Genomic DNA, 19456 nt, shown 5'->3' with positions numbered 1-19456 from the left:
GCAAATCTTTACCCACATGCGATAAGTCCTTAAGATAACTTATCGCATTTATTTTTCACACGTTTTATGAATCTCACCGAGTGGATCATCGCTATCATGGAACAATTGGGCTATGTCGGAATTGCCCTACTCATGTTCCTTGATAATGTCTTCCCGCCCATCCCATCCGAGATCATTATGCCCTCTGCAGGTTACTCAGCATCTCAGGGGCAGCTCATTTTAACTGGGGTCATTATTGCAGGATGTATCGGTTCATTGCTTGCAGCAGCTCTACTGTATTGGGTTGGTTATCAGTTTAAACAAGACAGCATCTTTAGATGGGTTGACCGCTATGGAAAATACTTATTTATTAAATCCAGCGATATCAAAAAATCTTTAGACTGGTTTGAACAATATGGACATCGCATTGTGTTCTTTGGTCGGATGATACCTGCGGTACGTTCACTGATCAGTATTCCCGCAGGGATGAGCCGTATGCCCTTTTGGAAGTTCATGTTTTATAGTGGACTCGGTACGATTATCTGGACAACATTTTTAGCAACAGTCGGTTATTACTTTGGTGAAAACCAAGCATTGATGCATCAAATTTTTAGTAAAGTCGGTTATGTGATTATTACCATTGTTGCTGTGCTTATTTCATGGATTCTATACCGCAAACATTTACGCAAAACTCGCAGTTAATTTTTTATTTTTGGGGAAATACATGAAACACTACTTACTGCACTTCGCCGCAGTATATAGCATTGCTTTAGTACTCTTAATCACAGTACTCATCTTTGGTTTAAACCTTGGTGGTTTTACCTTAATTCCAACCTTAGTAGCCTGTGCTTTGATCACTGTGGGACACTTCGTTAAAAAAGAAAAACGCGTTCCAAGTAATCATGAAAAGATTCAGCTGGTGTGGGGCTCAAGTGCTGTTGCCATTATCATTGGCAGTTTTTTTGTCCTATTCTTAGTTGTGATGAATCCCAATGCTGAAGCCATTATGAAATCTGTCGATAATGCTGGTATCGGACTCACAGCAGTAGTGATGTTGTGTATGGTCGCGATTCATGGTGCTATTTTCCATATTGCTTATGGATGGTATGCAACATTTTATGATCAAAAACATAACCATTAGGCTGAATAATGGACATAACCTATCGAAATAAAACTTGAGCATGTCCATTTTTAGACTACTTTTGTACACCCAAAACCTTTTGGCTGATTAACAATACAGGCCGTGCTAAAAGCATTACACAAATGAAAGCAGCAGGCCAAGCCATTAACCATGCATGTAACCAATGTTGGATAAAGTCGGTAATGAAGCCTAAATTTAGCCAAGTCACCCATAATGTCATCAAGAAAGACAATAGCATTGACATTAAAGCTGTATTAAACAAGCGAAATCTGAGTGTCATATTTTTTTCCTCAATCAACGACTGAGAAATTGTGACTTAATTTCATATTTGATAGAATCGCTATAAATTAAAACATTAATTCCAAAAATGAAATGCTTGATGATCTTTCACTCTTTATTGCTATCGTTGCAGCAGGCAGCTTGAGTCAAGCCGCTAAAAATCAGTCTATTCCAACAGCAACATTAACCCGACGCCTACAACAGCTCGAAAAAACATTAGGATGTAAACTACTGCACCGCACAACACGAGGTATTCAACTTACCCATGAGGGACAAAGCTATTACGAAAGATGCCAACCCCTTATTTCTAGTTTGCAGCAAGCGACTCAAGAACTAAGCCATCATATTTTAGACCCTATTGGTCAAGTAAAATTATTAGCACCAATCAATCTCGCCAATACAATTCTTAAAGCTTTCTGGGCGAGTTTTTTACATAAATACCCAGATATCCGCTTAGAAATTTGTTTAGACAACAAAAAGGATCATCTTTTAAGTACGGGGGCAGATTTAGCTTTACGAATAGGTCAACAGCAAGATACTTCGTATATTCAAAAATATATTTGTAGTCTTCAAACGATGATTGTGGCCTCACCGCAATATCTTGCTCAAGCCCCAAATATTTATCATCCGAACGATTTAAAAAATCATAGCTGGATCATCGCGCAACCATTATCCACTATAAAATTACAACGTAATCATGAACAAATAGAGTTCAAATTAGAAAATTTTAGAGCGCAGATTACAAATGAAATGCAGATTTGTACAGATTTAGCCTTACATGACTTAGGCTTGTGCTATTTACCAGAAAATGTATGTAAAGCGGAAATACTGTCGGGACGTTTGATAAAAGTGTTACCTGAGTGGCAAACACCTGTTCGTGATATTTATGCAATATGGCCATCACAAAAATTACTACCAACGCGTGTTCGCGTGGTTGTGGAGGACTTGGTTGCATACATGGCTAATCTCGGATAGCACAACAAAGCGCTCGCTACCCGAGTTAAATATAAAATAAATGTTTAGCTTAATTTGGTGTGTGATACATCAAATAAAGTTCATTTAAGTTCTCTGGAATTTCTTCTGCAAGTTCATCCATTAACTGACCGTTACGACGGAAGGTTTCCATCTGCGGGTCTTCTTCATCAATCCCACTAAACACCATAATTGGTAAGGTAAGATCGACCAGCTGTTCTTCAAACTCAGGCGTAAACCAAGCATCTTCGTTTAAAAACATTGCATCAACAAAACCAACGCTCCAGTCGCCCAAGCTTGATTCTACATCTGCTTCTTCAATTTCAAAAGGAAACTCAATTCCCTCTTCATTGGCAAGGTTTTGACGAATAGACTCAAGCCAAGCTTTCACTTGCACGATGATTTCGGCAGGCACTTTCTTTTGATTATTATCAAAAAGTTCATCCAACCATTTTGCAAAAGTAGGACCAACTGCAATTGCACACAAAAAACCATGAGTCGCTGCAAAATCTAGACCATACTCATTTTGGTCACCATCTAGATATTCACTCAATAAGTCTAAATCTAAAGCACTCATTTCAAATCCAAATTCAGAAACTGATTAGGGCATTAGCATAGCATTTTCAGACACGATGCTACATCTGATTTTAGTCTTCTTCGTCGTCAAAATCGTCGTCATCGTCGATGTCGTAATCAAAATCTTTAAGCTCACGTTCCAAACGGCGCTGTGCAAGAAGGTCATCAATCAGGCGACGTTTTTCTAATGATTCTTTCGCACTAATTTTACTTGATGACTCATCAAAATTAACATCATCATCAGCGTAGTTATCATCTAGTTCAAAATCTGTAGAAGACACTAAAACTACCTCATAGTGAAAAAATGTGAAGGGTCTTAGGCGCTATTTATATGGGTTACAGAACCTTGTCAAGTTTTATTTGCATTTAGGGCAATTAATTCGATTTTTGCTCTTTATTTTTAAGCAATTTTTATGGCATGATATAATCCACCTTGCGTCTGTTTAGTTTTACGGCTTGTTTGTGTCGAATAAACGCCAAATATCCTTTATTTCATATTTGGGTTTTAAACTTAAGCGCGTGAGGGATGAACTTGAAAACAACAATTTCACCCCCATCTAAATTACTGAATTTATATTTTAATATTTTATCAGGTCGCACTTTTGCTGAATTATCCTGATGAAATAGACAGCTATTGACAGCTAAATTTATGAAGCAAATTGTGCTAAAATGCACGGTTTTCCACTGCCACAGATTCAACGAAGAGTAAGCAAAGATGAGCGATATGACTTCCCCTACTTCGCAAGTAGCGGCTCTGATTAGCCGAGGCAAAGAGCAAGGTTACCTAACTTACGCTGAGGTTAACGATCATCTCCCAGACTCGATTACTGAAAGCGAACAGATTGAAGACATTATTCAAATGCTTCAAGACGTGGGTATTCCTGTGCATGAGCGTGCACCTGAATCTGACGATGCAATGTTTGAAGGTGGTAATGAAGCTGCCGATGAAGTTGCTGAAGAAGAAGCCGCAGCTGTTCTCGCTTCTGTAGAAAATGAACCTGGTCGTACTACAGATCCAGTCCGCATGTATATGCGTGAAATGGGTACAGTTGAACTGTTAACGCGTGAAGGCGAAATCAGCATTGCTAAACGTATTGAAGAAGGCATTCGCGACGTTCTTCATTCGATTGCTTACTGGCCGAATGCGGTTGAAGTGGTATTACAAGAATACAAAGATTATGAAGCAGGCGAACGTCGCCTTGCAGACATCCTTTCTGGTTATTTAGATCCAGAAACAGATGAAGACATTCCAGAAGTCCTCGAAGAAGAATCTGAGATTGATGACGAAGAAGAGTCTTCGAGCAAATCAACCAAAGATGTGAAACTGGATGATGACGAGGAAGAAGAAGAGTCTGAAGGTGATGATGATTCTGAAGGCGAGTCTGGTCCAGATCCTGAAATTGCAAAAGTTCGTTTTGACGAATTGGCAGCCGCTTGGAAAAATACCCAAGCGGTAATCGAAAAGCACGGTCGTTCAAGCAAACCAGCTGAAGATGCATTAGAAGCACTAGCAACTGTGTTTATGATGTTCAAATTTACACCTCGTTTATTTGACATCATTTCAGAAATGATTCGTGGTACGCATGAACAAATTCGCACCTCTGAACGTGAAGTAATGCGCTATGCAGTTCGCCGTGGTCGTATGGATCGCACGCAATTCCGCACCTCTTTCCCAGGTCAAGAATCAAACTTTGCTTGGTTGGATGAACAAATTGCGAAAGCGTCACCAGATCAAAAAGGCTATCTTGAAAAAGTACGTCCAGATGTTTTAGCGTTCCAACAAAAAATTGCAGACATTGAAAAAGATTTGGGCCTTGATGTTAAAGGCATCAAAGACATTTCAAAACGTATGGCTGTAGGCGAAGCAAAAGCACGCCGCGCGAAAAAAGAAATGGTAGAAGCGAACTTACGTTTGGTAATTTCGATTGCGAAAAAATATACCAACCGTGGCTTACAATTCTTGGACTTGATCCAAGAAGGTAACATCGGTTTGATGAAAGCGGTAGACAAGTTTGAATACCGTCGTGGTTATAAGTTCTCGACTTATGCAACGTGGTGGATTCGTCAGGCCATTACTCGTTCGATTGCCGACCAAGCGCGTACCATTCGTATTCCAGTACACATGATCGAAACCATTAACAAGATCAACCGTGTATCACGCCAACTTCTACAAGAAATGGGCCGTGAACCAACACCTGAAGAACTCGGTGAACGTCTGGAAATGGACGAAGTTAAAGTGCGTAAAGTGCTGAAAATTGCCAAAGAACCAATTTCGATGGAAACACCGATTGGCGATGATGAAGATTCGCATTTGGGTGACTTCATTGAGGACTCAAACATCACTTCACCTGTCGATGCTGCAACGTCTGAAGGCTTAAAAGAAGCGACACGTGAAGTGCTTGAAAACTTGACTGAACGCGAAGCGAAAGTTCTAAAAATGCGTTTTGGTATCGACATGCCAACCGACCATACTTTAGAAGAAGTAGGTAAACAGTTTGATGTAACGCGTGAGCGTATCCGTCAGATTGAAGCGAAAGCATTACGTAAGCTTCGTCACCCTTCTCGCTCAGAACACTTACGTTCATTCTTGGAAAACGACTAATTTATATAGACGCGATGGAGACTTGAAATTTTATCAATTGTCTCCATTTAAGTCTTTAAGCGCAACACCTAACGCCTGCACTTTCGCAGGCGTTTGAAATAAAAGGGGGACTGACGCTCATGACTATGTTAGACCGCACACCATCTCGTGAATTACAAGAACATCTTTGGGTATTTCCTATGGACTACCCAATTAAACTCATTGGCCTTGCTGGCGATGACTTACGTGTTGCTGTAGTTGAAATTTTAGTAAAACATTTTCCAGAGTTTGATGCTGAATCGGTTCAAACTCAGCCATCACGTACAGGTAAATATCACTCTTTGACTGCACAATTGCGTTTTGAAGAGTTAGAACAAGTGCATCAGTTATATGCAGATCTTGCAGCTTGTCCGTTAATTAAGACTGCACTGTAATTCAAATGATGTATCAATGAGACACGCTTACGAGCGTGTTTTTTTGTACCTATATTTTAATCTCAAGAATTCAACTTATTCACTAAAGAAATCCCCCTACACTATTGATCTTTTCTTTATAATTTAACCCATACTTTTTGTTTTATAAGGACGCAAGTGCCGTGTCGTCAGATGTCGTTCTCAAACCACAACTCATTATTCGTCAGTTTGATGGCCTAACTCCCTATGCTGACCGCTTTGTTGAAATGAAGACATTGACTGAACAACGTGATGTGGATACGCCTGATGAACTTTGGATACTGCAACATCATGATGTTCTCACCCAAGGTCAAGCAGGAAAACCTGAACATATTTTGATGAACAGCAATATCCCTGTTGTTCAATCCGACCGTGGTGGTCAAGTGACATGGCATGGTCCCGGTCAATTGGTTGCCTATTTTATGTTTGACCTCAACCGTCTTGGCTGGAACGTCCGTACTTTAGTATCTTATGCTGAAAACTTAATGATTGAGTTACTCAAAAAATATGAAATTGAAGCCTACGCCAAAGCTGATGCACCTGGCGTCTACGTTGATGGACGTAAAATTGGCTCACTAGGTTTTAAAATACGTAAAGGCCGTAGTTATCACGGTTTATCCTTAAATATTGACTGCGATTTGTTCGGATTTCAGACCATCAATCCATGTGGTTATGCAGGTTTGGAAATGGTGCGTATCTCAGATCTCAAAACCGACTACCCACGTTTTGAAAACTTATGTGCCGATATTATTGAAACTTTAAAGCACAGCGGTTACTTTAAAGATGTTCAAGTACAGCATGTATAAAGGCTTTGCTTTTCATGGAAAAATAAATTAGAGTATTTACTCTAAACTAATAATTATTTTTAGAAAGGACAGCGAGTGATTAACCTCAATTCAGTGAAACCCGCTCTGCAATTAACCTATGTCAAACTTATGATGGATGTGATTGGCCGAGGATTGGTCATGGCCAGCCAAGTCGATAGTGAAATTCAGCAAGAAGTTGCAAAATTTCCAGCCAATTTCACTCTATCTATGAATGTTTTTCCAAATGGGCCTGCTTTTTTAGCCAAAGTGACCGAAGACCATCAACTTGAACTGCTGACACCTGGCAGTCTAAAAGCAGATTTAACGATTACGTTTAAACATTTAAGTCATGCCTTTTTAGTATTTTCATTTCAAGAAAGTACAGCACAAGCATTTGCCCATGATCGTATGATCGCAGATGGCGATATTTCTTATGCAATTCGCCTCGTCCGCTGTCTAAATAAAATGGAATCCTTGATTTTACCAAAAATGGTTGCAGAACTTGCAGTCAAAGAATACCCAACAGAACTGAGCTTAAAAGAAAAACTCACAGGCGCTGCAAATATTTACCTCAAAGTAGCCCAATCATATTTAAAACGGAGTGCATAACATGGCGAAGCCTTATTACGAATTTTTTTGTCCTGTAAAAGTGATCGCTGGTCATGCTGCTTTGGAACACATTCCGTTTGAACTGGCAACATTAGGGGCAACCCGACCTTTAATCATTACTGACAAAGGCGTACGTGCCAACAATTTACTTGCACCGATTGAAGCAGCTTTTGAATCTACCGATGCAGTGATTGGCGCAATTTTTGATGATGTTCCGCCTGATTCAAGCTTAGAGACAGTACGTAAAGCGGCCAATTTATACCGTGAACACCAGTGTGATGCCATTATTGCTGTCGGTGGGGGTTCAGTGATTGATACCTCTAAAGCCACCAATATTTTGGTGTCTGAAGGTGGCGATGATTTACTCAAATACTCTGGGGCACACAACTTACCTAAGCCACTTAACCCCTTTTTTGTGATTCCAACCACGTCAGGCACAGGTTCTGAAGTTACCATGGTCGCGGTGGTGTCTGATCCAGAGAAAAATGTCAAACTACCTTTCGCATCGTACTATTTAATGCCACATGCTGCGATTCTTGATCCACGCATGACCCAAACCTTGCCACCGCACCTAACCGCGATGACCGCAATGGATGCCATGACCCATGCTGTCGAAGCCTATACTTGCATGGCACATAATCCGATTTCAGATGCCTATGCTACGGCTGCAATTAAAAAAGTCAGCAATCATTTGTTTAATGTACTGGATAATCCAAGCGACGCGAACGGTCGCTTAGAATTGGCTCAAGCCTCCACTATGGCAGGTATTGCATTTTCAAACTCAATGGTCGGTCTCGTTCACTCTCTAGGCCATGCTTTAGGTGCAGTTGCCCACTTACCGCATGGACTATGCATGAACCTGTTCCTTCCTTATGTGCTTGAGTTTAATAAAGAAGTGAATGGAGACAAGATTGCAGACCTCCTATTACCGCTTGCAGGGCCAGATATCTATGCGCAGACTCCTGCTCACTTACGTGCAGACAAAGCCATTAGTACATTACTCACGATGCGTGATCGCTTATTCACATTAACCAAATTACCGCGTACGTTGAGTGAAACAGGAAAAGTGACCTTAGAACAACTCGATGAGGTCGCAGAAAAAGCCCTCAACGATGGTTCAATTATTTACAACCCGAAAGAAGCCAGCTTAAAAGATTTAAAAGCAATTTTAGAAAAAGCTTGGTAATTGGCATAAAATCAGCCAATATAGCGACAATCTTAGCCTGATGCTTTTTTAAACATCGGGCTTTTATTTGCCATAAGGAATAATGCTATGCATAGACTTATTGGCATAAAAACTGCTAAAAAATCTGAAAAAGTTACTGACAAAAGATGCCAAATTAATGTAGATTGGCGCACTTTTGAAATTAAACATAGGGGGGATCGTTCGTCTCAAACGATCCTTATAAACATGACTGATCCTTGATCAACGATAAAGAGGATAACGCCGTTGACTAATATTTCTGGGACTCAATCGGCAGCTAAACTGCAAAAAACGCTAGGTCTCTGGCACATCATTATTATTGGTTTAGCTTATATTCAACCAATGACATTATTTGATACTTTCGGTTTAGTATCAGAAGAAAGTCATTATCATGTGCCGACGTCATACATCATTGCTTTAATCGCAATTTTATTCACGTCGATCAGTTATGGTCACATGATTCGTCGCTACCCTTCCTCGGGTTCAGCCTACACCTATGCACAAAAATCCATCCATCCAAATGTTGGATTTATGGTGGGTTGGTCATCATGGTTAGACTATTTATTGTCTCCAATGGTCAACATCATTCTTGCTGTGATTTACCTAGAAGCCTTATTCCCTGATGTAAACCATTGGGTTTGGGTAGTAGGCTTAACTGCATTTATGACGGCGGTCAACTTACGCGGTGCACGCTTCGTTGCAAACTTTAATGGCTTAATCGTTTTGGTACAGTTAGCAGTTATCGCATACTTTACCTGGATGGTTTACAGCTTACTTGCAAATGGCGTCAATGCTGATGGTACTTTGGTCAATGCGAAATATCAGTTATGGAGCTTAGAGCCATTTTGGAATGAACTTACTACACTGGGTCCCCTAATTACTGGTGCGACTTTACTGTGCTTCTCATTCACTGGTTTCGACTCACTTAGCTCACTTGCAGAAGAAACAAAAGATACCGAGAAAACTTTACCTAAAGCGATTTTCTTAACAGCACTCTTTGCAGGTGTGATCTTTATTATCAGCACCTACTTCATGCAGATTTACTTCCCGAACGATCCTAAGACGTACTTTGAAGATGTTGCTGCAACACAGCCTGACATTTTACAAGCCGTTGGTGGCGTGGCGTTTAAAACGGTGGTGTTGTACTTCGCAATTGTGACTGTTATGGCATCAGGTATTTCGGCACATGCAGGCGTTTCACGTTTAATGTATGTAATGGGCCGTGATGGCGTGATTAACAAGAAGATTTTTGGTCATATTAGTCCGAAAAGCTTCACACCATCTTATAACATTCTCATTGTAGGTGCTGTGGCATTAACCGCGGGCTTCATGGACTTGGACATCGTCATTTCGATGATCAGTTTCGGGGCTTTAACGGCATTTACCTTTGTAAACTTATCCGTTATTTCGCGTTATGCTCTGCGTGATGGTCGCACAAAGAATATTAAAGATATCTTGAGCTTTGTGGTCATTCCAATGTGTGGATTCCTCAGTATCTTTGCCATGTGGTTAGAGATTGAAGAAACTGCATTGAAATTCGGTTTGTGGTGGGCAATGTTTGGTATTTTATACTTAGGTTATAAAACCAAAGGCTTTAAGCAACCAGCACCACAACATAATGAATTTGATGATCATCCATAATCTCTCATTCAAAAAGAAAAAGACGCCAAGTGCGTCTTTTTCTTTTTTAAGGATATAGCTAAAAAACTAACCCTTAAATTGTTGAGTAATTTTGGCAATGCGTTGTGCATAAACTTTTGCAGTCTCTAAATCTCCTGTTGGGATCTCATCCACACTTGCATCTGAAGGCGTTTGCAGCAATAAGCCTACAGAACCACCCAAGTTATTCACATCTTGACGGGTTGCAGCTTTGCTGTTGGCTGGCAATAAACCCAAGCTCACCCAAATACCACCATGCTGCGACGCAAGTGTTTGCAATTGGATTAAGGTCACTTGCTTATCCCCATTAAGGCTTGCACTATTGGTAAATCCACCAAAAATCTTATCTTGCCATGAGCGGGTAAACCATTTCTTTGAAGATGCATCAGCAAACTTTTTAAACTGCCACGGTGCAGTGCCCATATAAGTCGGTGCACCAAATACAATTGCATCAGATTGATCCAGTGTCAGCCAATCTTGCTCCTGAATGTCTCCATTTGGATCAATCTCTACCAGATTTGCACCAATTTCTTGCGCAAACGTTTGAGCAATCACTTTGGTATGACCATAACCTGAAAAATAAACAACAGAAATTTTCGACATTTTAGTTTCCTCTTTTAAATCACATCATTTGCATGGGCCAATCAATTGTGACATCGCACCATGTAAACCATTAAAAATAAATCATATGTAATATTTTAAACGCTTGCCTGATCAGGCTTAAGTTTCACATAACTTGCCACTTCAGCACTTAAACCTTGTTTAAGCTGTTGAGTCTTTTCTCCAACTAAAACCTCATAAGCATTTTGCTGGATGCCGTGGAAAATTTCTTGAGCCACTGTTTCCGGTGCAATCTTCGGAATAGGTAATGAACGAGTCAGATCGGTATCAATAAAACCCACATGTACGCCCATCACCTGAATATTAAATTGAGACAACCACTGGCGACTTGAGTTGGTATAGGACCATGCTGCTGCTTTGGAAATAGCATAACTAGTCAAAACAGTGCTTGGCTCCCATGACACATCTGAGAGAATGTTGACCACATAAGCCTGTTGGCTCTTTTGCAAGATTGGAGCAAAAATTTGGGTCACTCGCATCAAACCCAATAAATTAGTTTCCAAAATCTTTTGCGTAGTTGTAATGATATTGGCGTCAACAGGATGCTCATTCAAAAGTGCAATGCCTGCATTATTCACAAGAATCGTGGTATCTGCACATTGTTCGGCAGCCTGCTGTATAGATCCTTCATCATTCACATCCACTTGAATCGGGATTAACCCTTCTTCGTGAAAACTACCGATCTGACGCATCCCTACATAAATTTTTTTAGCGCCCTGACGACGAGCTTCCCGAGCGATGGCTAGTCCCAAGCCACGATTTCCACCCGTAATAAAAACAACCGCCTCTGAAACATTCATCCTATGATCCATCCAATTAGCCAGTATCTTGCGAAAGCATCGTCTAATGACAACGCTGCATTAAGTCTGTATTCATGATACACTTATGAAACCTAGTATCAATTAGTTACCACTTGGTAACTGGTCAAATTCACTGTTTCAGATGAAGATAGAACATAAAAGGAACATATTTACAGATGAATAAACCCATGAAATTTAATATTTTTCATCCAGACTGCCCTGCTCGTCTTTTTTTTTGAAAAATTTGCAGACAAGTGGATTTTATTGATTGTATATACGTTGGATCAAGAATCGCAGCACTTTAATGAGCTCAAGAAAAACGTTTTAGGTATTTCACCTAAAGTGCTTTCGCAAAAGTTGAAGATATTAGAGCGCGATGGTTTTCTGACGCGAACCATTCATGAAGATAACGTGATACGAGTGGAGTATGCCTTAACTGAGATTGGCAAAGACTTTGCTCAAAATGCCTATCAAATGAAAGATTGGGTCGAAGCCAATATGCTTAAAGTTTTAAAATCCAGAGCGGGATTCGATCAAAAGCTAGAAAAAACAGAGCCTGCTTAAGCAGGCTCTGTCACAGCCATTTGATTAGGCTAAAGGCTTAAAACCCTGCTGACGCCATGCTTCATAAACAATTACAGCTGTCGCATTGGATAAGTTCAAACTGCGCGAGTTTTCAGCCATAGGTAGACGAATCCAATGCTCTCGTGGAAATAACATACGAACCTGTTCAGGCAGACCACGCGTCTCAGGCCCCATGAGTAAAGCCACGGGTCGATTCAAATCCGAAGTATGCGGTGTTTCTGTTCCTTTAGTGGTTAAAGGATAAATCGCATTTAGATCAACCCCCTTTTCTGCCAAATTTGCTAAACACTCATCGAATGTTTCCCAAATTTGCATGCGTGCCCACTCGTGATAGTCCAAACCCGCACGTTTGAGCTTTTTATCATCTAGTTCAAAGCCCAATGGTTTTACCAAATGTAGCTGCGCTCCAGTATTAGCACATAAACGAATGATATTTCCTGTGTTTGCAGGAATTTCAGGCTCGTATAAAACAACATGGATCACAGCTTTTCTCTACTTTTTCAATTTGGCAAAAGTTAATCTTGCCATTGTAATTGTTCACGCAAACTCACTACATCGCCAATGATGGTCAATGTAGGTGCTTGAATATGATGCTCTTCAACTTTAGATGCAATATCGGCCAAAGTACCTACTACGACTTTTTGCTCAGGCGTTGTTCCTTTCGAGATCAACGCAACTGGCATGTCTTGGCGTTGACCATGCGCAATCAGTTTTTCACAAATTTTTTCTAAACCAACCAAGCCCATGTACAATACAAGTGTTTGATTTTGATAAACCAACTCATCCCACGGTAATTCAGGTGAACCCTCTTTTAAGTGCCCCGTAAGGAAACGTACGCTTTGTGCATAATCACGATGGGTAAGTGGAATGCCTGCATAAGCGGAACAGCCTGAAGCTGCGGTAATCCCTGGAACCACTTGAAATGGTACACCCGAGGCAAAAAGTTCTTGAATTTCTTCGCCACCACGCCCAAAAATAAATGGATCACCACCTTTTAAACGACAAACACGCTGACCTTTCGAAGCATATTCCACCAACAAGGCATTGATACCTTCTTGTGGCACAGCATGGTTAGATCGCGCTTTACCCACATAAATCTTGGTTGCATCACGGCGGCAAAGTTCCATAATCGCAGGGGAAACCAAACGATCATAGATCACCACATCAGCTTGTTGCATCAAACGCAAAGCCTTGAGGGTCAGCAGCTCAGGATCGCCAGGACCTGCACCCACCAAATACACCTCACCTTTTGGTGTTTTCCACTCTGCCAACGCTTGTTCGATTAAACGGTCTGCTTCAGCAAGGTTGTCATGAAAAACCTGTTCTTTCAGCGGACTTGCATATAAGTCTTCCCAAAAAACACGGCGCTCATCAGGACTGGAAATTTTCGCTTTCACCGCTGCACGCCATTTTCCTGAAAACTCAGCCAACTTGCCCATCCCATGTGGAATACTGGTTTCAAGCTGGGTACGAATTTGGCGAGATAAAACAGGAGATGTCCCATTGCTGGCAACTGAAATCACCAAAGGGGAACGATCGACAATGGCTGGAACCATAAAACGACAATGCGGTGGATCATCAACACTGTTGACCAGTATTTTTAGCGCTTCACAGTCCTCAAAGACTTGAGTATTCACCGCATAATCATCTGTTGCAGCAATCACTAAACGATAGTCATTGAGTTGAATCTGCGCAGGATATAGCGCTTGGATATATTGCCCTTGGCTTTCTTCAACCAGTTGCAATAAATTTGCATCAATATCAGGAGCGATGATATGAATCACCGCGCCTGCTTTATGTAACAACACTGCCTTACGGTAAGCAATATGCCCACCACCGACAATCAGACAAGGTTGCTGCTGCAACTTTAAAGAGATTGGAAAAATATCCACACACGACCTCAATGAGTTTTATCTGACTGTCTTAAAGCAATTATTGTGCACAAAATGGTGCAGTACATCGACTTTATTAGTCAATGTACTCAGCACCGCCCATATATGGACGAAGCACGGTCGGAATTTCAATCGAACCATCAGCACGTTGGTAATTTTCCATGACCGCAAGTAAAGTACGACCCACAGCCAAACCTGAACCATTCAGCGTATGGACAAACTCAGTTTTCTTTTGGTCTGCACGATAGCGTGCTTTCATACGACGCGCTTGGAAGTCACCCATGTTTGAACATGAAGAAATTTCGCGATACGTATTTTGGCTTGGCACCCAAACTTCAAGATCGTAAGTTTTAGTTGCACCAAAGCCCATATCACCACCACAAAGAATGATCTTACGGTACGGCAAACCTAGTGCTTTCAAGATCCCTTCAGCATGACCTGTAAGCTCTTCAAGCGCTTGCATTGAGTCTTCAGGTTTAACAATTTGCACCATTTCTACTTTGTCGAATTGATGCTGACGAATCAAACCACGTGTATCACGCCCATACGAACCCGCTTCACTACGGAAACATGGCGTATGTGCTGCATATTTCAGTGGTAAACGGTCTGCATCAATGATTTCATCACGCACGAAGTTAGTTACAGGCACTTCCGCAGTTGGAATGAGGTAATACTCTTTTTCACCTTGTAATTTGAACAAATCTTCTTCAAATTTAGGCAATTGGCCTGTACCACGGAGTGAGTCAGCATTGACTAAATACGGCACATACGCTTCGGTATAACCATTTTCTAAGGTATGCGTATTCAACATAAACTGGGTAATCGCACGTTGTAGACGCGCAAGTGGCCCTTTAAGCACACTGAAACGAGAACCTGTCAATTTGGTCGCTGTTTCAAACTCAAGACCGCCCATCCACTCACCTAAGTCAGTGTGATCTTTAATTTCGAAGTCAAACGTACGTGGCGTACCCCATGTGAGGATTTCCACGTTATCACTTTCGTCTTTTCCTTCTGGAACAGACTCATCTGGCAAGTTTGGAATGCTGAGTGATTTCGCTTCAAGTTCAGCTTGTAATTCAGACAAAGCCACTTCTGCCGCTTTGATTTCATCACCAATTGCTGACATGCGCGCCATAATTTCAGATGCATCGCCACCAGCTTTCTTAATTTGGCCAACTTGTTTTGCACCCGAATTACGTTCTGCCTGAAGAGATTCAGTTTTGGATTGAATCTCTTTACGGCGAGCTTCTAGTGATGCCCATTCTTCAACATTCAGTTGTACACCACGTTTTGCTAAGGCTAAATTTACAGCCTCAATATTATTTCTGAGTAATTTCGGGTCGATCATAGCCAATCTTTTGCAAAGAAAAAAACTGGCTATAGTGTAAGCGCTTCAAGCCAAAAAATACAGTCACGCGATCACTAGCTGTGGCTTATTACAGCAATTTTCATGGCTTTTCTTTACCCGCTTTTTCTCGCTCAGCAGCATAATCGACAAAACTTGGTAAATATTCCGACTTAATTAAGCCACTGGCTTGTGGATACGGTAAAACCAATTCAGACATCCCTTCTGCATAAGAGGCTAATTCATATAAGGGATAAACAAAGACAATACCCTTAGCACTCATATAATAATTGTCCGTTAGCTTCAATTGCTCGCGTGAAATATTATGCTCGGACAACCACATGCTGTTGGCACTATACAATGCATCTAATAGTTTAGACTCGGTCTTCTCCACCACAATATCACTCAATGCAACCCGTTTTCGGGTTGCTAAATCTAAAGTAATGTATTCGTTATGATACATACCGTGCGCCGCACGTGCTGGATAGTAATAATCCATCAAAACAAAATCTGCATATTTGCCACGCTGTGCCACATAACGTACATCCGACAAAGTTTCACTAAGCATACTTACGTCTGGCTGCTTTGCTGACTGCTTGGTTTTTTCAAATGCCACAGGATTGGCTTTTTTCATCCGTTCATCAAAATACTCATTGATCCACGGAACATTGGTTTCCAAACTGTACAACTGGTATTGGGTACAACCTTCTTCATCACAAGCAACAGAATGCGCCAATGGTAATGGTCTAACTTTTGCCTCAATCAGTGGTAAGCTCTGTGCAACTTTAGCTGGCTTAGCGGTCTCTTCACTTTTTGCCGCAGCACTGTCATTTTGTGGCTGACAAGCACTGAGTAAACCCACGCATAGCACCACAGCAAAGACTGATCGCATTTTATTGTTATGAAGTGATGTCATTACTTTTCCTCAGTCATATATTCATTTATCAAAGACTATACAAAGCACAGGAAAAACTTCCCACCACGTTATGTAACTGGACTGCATCCCATAAAAAAACCACCCAAAGGTGGTTTTCACGGACTGTTCAACATTATTGATCAATAATGTCGGTGCCTTTAGGCGGTGTAAAATTAAAGGTTGAAGCTGGAATGCTGGCATTGACTTTGGTGTTATTAAACCGCACATAAGTCGTTTGCCCCAAAGAGTCTTCTAAGATCATTAGCGTTGGTGCGCTTTTCGCACCAAAACTGATCATCAAGCTTTGAAATGCACCATCATCACTCTTTGGATATAAGGTATAGTAGGTTTTGCTCTTATTTGGTTGAGTAATACGATACGACTTACGGATTTGCTCGGTATTCCCTGACAATAATAGTGCAGGTGTATTCGCCACCTGTTCATCTAAAGTCTGACGAACTGCTTGCTGTAAATCTGGATCATAAATCCAAACCGTTTTACCCGAGGTTACAATCGTTTGTTTCGCAGGACTGGTGGTTTCCCAATAGAATTTCCCAGGACGCTCAACTTTCATCACCCCTTTAAAGGTCTGATTCATGTGCTGAGCAGATAAACCTTGTTTCTTCGGCGCCTTAGATGCATTCGTCACTTTAGTGGTTTGCTCAAAATTAGAGCTGATACTTTGAATACCACTCAACTGCTTGACTAAACTCGTCGTCGCTTGTTGCTCCGATGCTGCAACCGAAGCTGCAAATACTGTACTGCTCATAACAGGGCCCAGCGCTACCACGCCTACTGTCATCGCACATAAAGTCTTACGAAGCATTTTCATAATTTCACCTTTTATAATTTGCGCAGTCGCAATTTGTTAGATGAGCTATCTTAAATCAAATTTTATGGCTAATAATTGAGAATATAAGAAGATTTGTATATTTATTGGTGCTTAGTGTTGTGAAATATCCATCATGATGGAGAACTTAGTTGTATTTTAGACATTAAAAAGCCTCTGAATAAGCAGAGGCTTTTTAGCTTAAATCAAGATCAATCATTGTTATTTCCATTGCCAACCAATTGCAGCACCTGCGCCGAAGTCACCTTCACTATTGGTTGTCACTGCGACTTTATACACATATTTATTGTTTTCGGTCACACCGCTAAGACCGAAAGCATAGCCTTGTTCACCTTCCCAAGTCCCCACACCAGCACTCAACATATTGTAACCTGCATCTGTCGGTTGCGGTAAAGATGCTATCGCAATACTTGATGCAACTGCTGCATAGGTTCGGTCCTCAAGTTTTCGCATGTCTCGATTCAAAGCATTTACACGACTATCAGTATATGCATTCGCTTGATTGAGAGTTTGCTCCCCGACTTGGTTCACATAGGTTTTTGCTTCATTAAGGATGTAGGTATCCGCTGCATCCATCACCTCTTTTGTTATGCCATTTGTGCCATCTGCACCTTTAAGGCTAGCCAACCATTGGGTTACAGTTCCATCAAAACCATCCCCAACAGCAACTTGATAGGCACTAAACCCCGAAGCACCAGTCATACCCGTGTTACCTGTATCACCTTTTAAGCTGGCAAGCCACTCGGTAATTGTGCCATCAAAACCATTTACTTGCGCAACTTGGTAAGCACTGTAACCCATTGCGCCTGTTGTACCAGTATCTCCTTTCACACCTTGCATCCCAGTCGCACCTGTTGCACCAGTGTCACCTTTCACACCTTGGATGCCTTGTTCACCCTGTAAGCCTTGGAGACCCTGTTCACCTTGCATCCCAGTTGCACCAGTGTCACCTTTCACACCTTGGATACCTTGTTCGCCCTGTAAGCCCTGAAGACCCTGTTCACCTTGCATCCCAGTCGCGCCTGTTGCCCCAGTATCTCCTTTCACACCTTGGATGCCTTGTTCACCCTGTAAGCCTTGGAGGCCTTGTTCGCCCTGTAAGCCTTGGAGACCCTGTTCACCTTGCGCTCCAGTTGCGCCTGTTGCCCCAGTATCACCTTTCACACCTTGGATACCTTGTGCGCCTGTAGCTCCTGTATCACCCTGTAGACTTTCAAGCCATTGTGTTTCACTACCTTCAAATCCATTATTGACTGCAACTTGATAAGCGCTTGCACCATTTTGTCCATCTAGACCGTCAGCCCCATTGATACCATCTTTACCATTAAGACCATCTATACCATCCGCTCCTTGCAAGCTTAATAACCATTCTTGCTCAGTTCCTACAAATCCATTATTTAAAGCAATTTGATAGGCACTATCTCCATCTTGACCATCTGCACCCGCAGGCCCAGCAGGTCCAACCTGACCACCACAATAGTCATTCTTAAAATAGCAATTATTTTCACTCCCACCAGCCCACACACCATGTGCTGTAATGAGCATCGCACCCAACAAAACTGCTTTTAAAGTGAATTTTTCTCGATGAAAATCATGATGAAATAAAAAACAACGTCGCTGAATAATGTCTTTCACTGCGGCACTGATATGGCTTTGCTCTTGTTTGAACTTATGCCCAAGGGTTTCTGCCATATGGCTGCCTGAATCAGGCCAGACATTTTTATCTATTCTGTCCATATCTATCTGCCTTTTCTTCTAGTTTTACAGTTCTATTACACGCTTATTTTATGTGATATACATCACTATTTATTGTGATTTTGAGACTTAAATTATAAATAAACAGAAGTAAAAAAACAGATCCTTGTTATTAAAAGACAAAAAAAAGCCCACTAAATTGTGGGCTTTTTTACTATTAAAACTTACGCTTCAACAGTTACGTAGCGACGGCCAAATTGACCTTTCACTTCGAATTTAACTACGCCATCAGCAGTAGCAAACAAAGTATGGTCACGGCCCATACCTACGTTTGTACCAGCGTGGAATTCTGTACCACGTTGACGAACGATGATGTTACCAGCAGTTACAGTTTGACCACCGTAAACTTTAACACCAAGCATTTTAGGGTTCGAATCACGACCGTTCTTAGTCGAACCACCGGCTTTTTTAGTTGCCATGTCTCATTACTCCTC

Annotated in this window: 21 protein-coding genes and 1 pseudogene; 10 read left to right on the top strand and 12 right to left on the bottom strand. The window is 41.3% G+C overall.

Annotated features, from left to right (window positions below; genetic code table 11):
• Window positions 1–66: 66 nt before the first annotated feature.
• Together ACZ8ZH_RS03910 and ACZ8ZH_RS03905 are read left to right on the top strand one after the other, a co-directional pair.
• Complete coding sequence (locus tag ACZ8ZH_RS03910; RefSeq protein ID WP_119063160.1) at window positions 67–681, top strand: DedA family protein; 615 nt, start codon at window positions 67–69, stop codon at window positions 679–681.
• A 22-nt stretch (window positions 682–703) separates the two neighbouring features.
• Window positions 704–1120 carry an ABZJ_00895 family protein gene (locus tag ACZ8ZH_RS03905; RefSeq protein WP_086208107.1) on the top strand — a complete coding sequence of 139 codons (417 nt, stop codon included), beginning with the start codon at window positions 704–706 and terminating at the stop codon, window positions 1118–1120.
• Between the two features lie 55 nt (window positions 1121–1175).
• Here the strand turns inward: ACZ8ZH_RS03905 and ACZ8ZH_RS03900 are convergent, their stop codons facing one another.
• A complete protein-coding gene (locus ACZ8ZH_RS03900; RefSeq protein ID WP_119063161.1) occupies window positions 1176–1400 on the bottom strand; it encodes a DUF2798 domain-containing protein in 225 nt (74 codons plus the stop codon).
• A gap of 92 nt (window positions 1401–1492) precedes the next feature.
• Between ACZ8ZH_RS03900 and ACZ8ZH_RS03895 the strand changes: the two genes are divergently transcribed.
• Complete coding sequence (locus tag ACZ8ZH_RS03895) at window positions 1493–2374, top strand: LysR family transcriptional regulator (RefSeq protein WP_119063162.1); 882 nt, start codon at window positions 1493–1495, stop codon at window positions 2372–2374.
• 49 nt (window positions 2375–2423) lie between these two features.
• On the opposite strand, the gene ACZ8ZH_RS03890 is transcribed toward ACZ8ZH_RS03895, so the two are convergent.
• Together ACZ8ZH_RS03890 and ACZ8ZH_RS03885 are read right to left on the bottom strand one after the other, a co-directional pair.
• The gene (locus tag ACZ8ZH_RS03890; protein WP_086208110.1) at window positions 2424–2948 is read right to left on the bottom strand and encodes a YecA/YgfB family protein; all 525 of its coding nucleotides are present in this window, start codon (window positions 2946–2948) and stop codon (window positions 2424–2426) included.
• A gap of 70 nt (window positions 2949–3018) precedes the next feature.
• Entirely contained in the window at window positions 3019–3228 is a 210-nt protein-coding gene (locus ACZ8ZH_RS03885) for a PA3496 family putative envelope integrity protein (protein ID WP_004982817.1), read from the bottom strand.
• Window positions 3229–3662: 434 nt separating this feature from the next.
• Here ACZ8ZH_RS03885 and rpoD point away from each other — a divergent pair, with 434 nt between their 5' ends.
• From rpoD to ACZ8ZH_RS03855, 6 genes are all read left to right on the top strand, one after another.
• Entirely contained in the window at window positions 3663–5549 is a 1887-nt protein-coding gene (gene rpoD / locus ACZ8ZH_RS03880; protein WP_086208111.1) for an RNA polymerase sigma factor RpoD, read from the top strand.
• 125 nt (window positions 5550–5674) lie between these two features.
• A complete protein-coding gene (locus tag ACZ8ZH_RS03875) occupies window positions 5675–5962 on the top strand; it encodes a YbeD family protein (RefSeq protein WP_086208112.1) in 288 nt (95 codons plus the stop codon).
• A 161-nt stretch (window positions 5963–6123) separates the two neighbouring features.
• Window positions 6124–6786 carry a lipoyl(octanoyl) transferase LipB gene (gene lipB, locus ACZ8ZH_RS03870; protein WP_119063163.1) on the top strand — a complete coding sequence of 221 codons (663 nt, stop codon included), beginning with the start codon at window positions 6124–6126 and terminating at the stop codon, window positions 6784–6786.
• A gap of 129 nt (window positions 6787–6915) precedes the next feature.
• Complete coding sequence (locus tag ACZ8ZH_RS03865; protein ID WP_395579804.1) at window positions 6916–7395, top strand: hypothetical protein; 480 nt, start codon at window positions 6916–6918, stop codon at window positions 7393–7395.
• A 1-nt stretch (window position 7396) separates the two neighbouring features.
• Window positions 7397–8581, top strand: a complete 1185-nt coding sequence (locus ACZ8ZH_RS03860; RefSeq protein WP_119063164.1) for an iron-containing alcohol dehydrogenase — start codon at window positions 7397–7399, stop codon at window positions 8579–8581.
• A 264-nt stretch (window positions 8582–8845) separates the two neighbouring features.
• A complete protein-coding gene (locus tag ACZ8ZH_RS03855) occupies window positions 8846–10240 on the top strand; it encodes an APC family permease (protein ID WP_119063165.1) in 1395 nt (464 codons plus the stop codon).
• A 66-nt stretch (window positions 10241–10306) separates the two neighbouring features.
• On the opposite strand, the gene ACZ8ZH_RS03850 is transcribed toward ACZ8ZH_RS03855, so the two are convergent.
• Both ACZ8ZH_RS03850 and ACZ8ZH_RS03845 read right to left on the bottom strand, forming a co-directional pair.
• Window positions 10307–10861: a flavodoxin family protein gene (locus ACZ8ZH_RS03850; protein ID WP_119063166.1), complete on the bottom strand. Its 555-nt coding sequence runs from the start codon at window positions 10859–10861 to the stop codon at window positions 10307–10309.
• A 95-nt stretch (window positions 10862–10956) separates the two neighbouring features.
• Window positions 10957–11679, bottom strand: coding sequence for an SDR family NAD(P)-dependent oxidoreductase (locus tag ACZ8ZH_RS03845; RefSeq protein WP_228199388.1), 723 nt, complete (start codon window positions 11677–11679; stop codon window positions 10957–10959).
• Window positions 11680–11855: 176 nt separating this feature from the next.
• Here ACZ8ZH_RS03845 and ACZ8ZH_RS03840 point away from each other — a divergent pair.
• A pseudogene (locus tag ACZ8ZH_RS03840) lies at window positions 11856–12243 on the top strand (winged helix-turn-helix transcriptional regulator).
• A 24-nt stretch (window positions 12244–12267) separates the two neighbouring features.
• On the opposite strand, the gene ACZ8ZH_RS03835 reads toward ACZ8ZH_RS03840, so the two are convergent.
• From ACZ8ZH_RS03835 to rpmA, 7 genes are all read right to left on the bottom strand, one after another.
• Complete coding sequence (locus ACZ8ZH_RS03835; RefSeq protein ID WP_119063168.1) at window positions 12268–12747, bottom strand: tRNA (cytidine(34)-2'-O)-methyltransferase; 480 nt, start codon at window positions 12745–12747, stop codon at window positions 12268–12270.
• A gap of 32 nt (window positions 12748–12779) precedes the next feature.
• A complete protein-coding gene (gene cysG / locus ACZ8ZH_RS03830) occupies window positions 12780–14156 on the bottom strand; it encodes a siroheme synthase CysG (RefSeq protein WP_119063169.1) in 1377 nt (458 codons plus the stop codon).
• Between the two features lie 76 nt (window positions 14157–14232).
• Complete coding sequence (gene serS / locus ACZ8ZH_RS03825) at window positions 14233–15504, bottom strand: serine--tRNA ligase (RefSeq protein ID WP_110974391.1); 1272 nt, start codon at window positions 15502–15504, stop codon at window positions 14233–14235.
• A gap of 100 nt (window positions 15505–15604) precedes the next feature.
• A complete protein-coding gene (locus ACZ8ZH_RS03820) occupies window positions 15605–16417 on the bottom strand; it encodes an RsiV family protein (RefSeq protein WP_119063170.1) in 813 nt (270 codons plus the stop codon).
• A gap of 133 nt (window positions 16418–16550) precedes the next feature.
• A complete protein-coding gene (gene lolA / locus ACZ8ZH_RS03815; protein ID WP_119063171.1) occupies window positions 16551–17249 on the bottom strand; it encodes an outer membrane lipoprotein periplasmic chaperone LolA in 699 nt (232 codons plus the stop codon).
• Window positions 17250–17468: 219 nt separating this feature from the next.
• Window positions 17469–19004: a YadA-like family protein gene (locus tag ACZ8ZH_RS03810; RefSeq protein ID WP_171405783.1), complete on the bottom strand. Its 1536-nt coding sequence runs from the start codon at window positions 19002–19004 to the stop codon at window positions 17469–17471.
• 182 nt (window positions 19005–19186) lie between these two features.
• Window positions 19187–19441 carry a 50S ribosomal protein L27 gene (rpmA, locus tag ACZ8ZH_RS03805; protein ID WP_086208124.1) on the bottom strand — a complete coding sequence of 85 codons (255 nt, stop codon included), beginning with the start codon at window positions 19439–19441 and terminating at the stop codon, window positions 19187–19189.
• Window positions 19442–19456 lie beyond the last annotated feature (15 nt).

This window comes from Acinetobacter sp. SW-226 (assembly GCF_055632855.1).
This window is presented reverse-complemented; position numbering and strand designations above follow the sequence as displayed.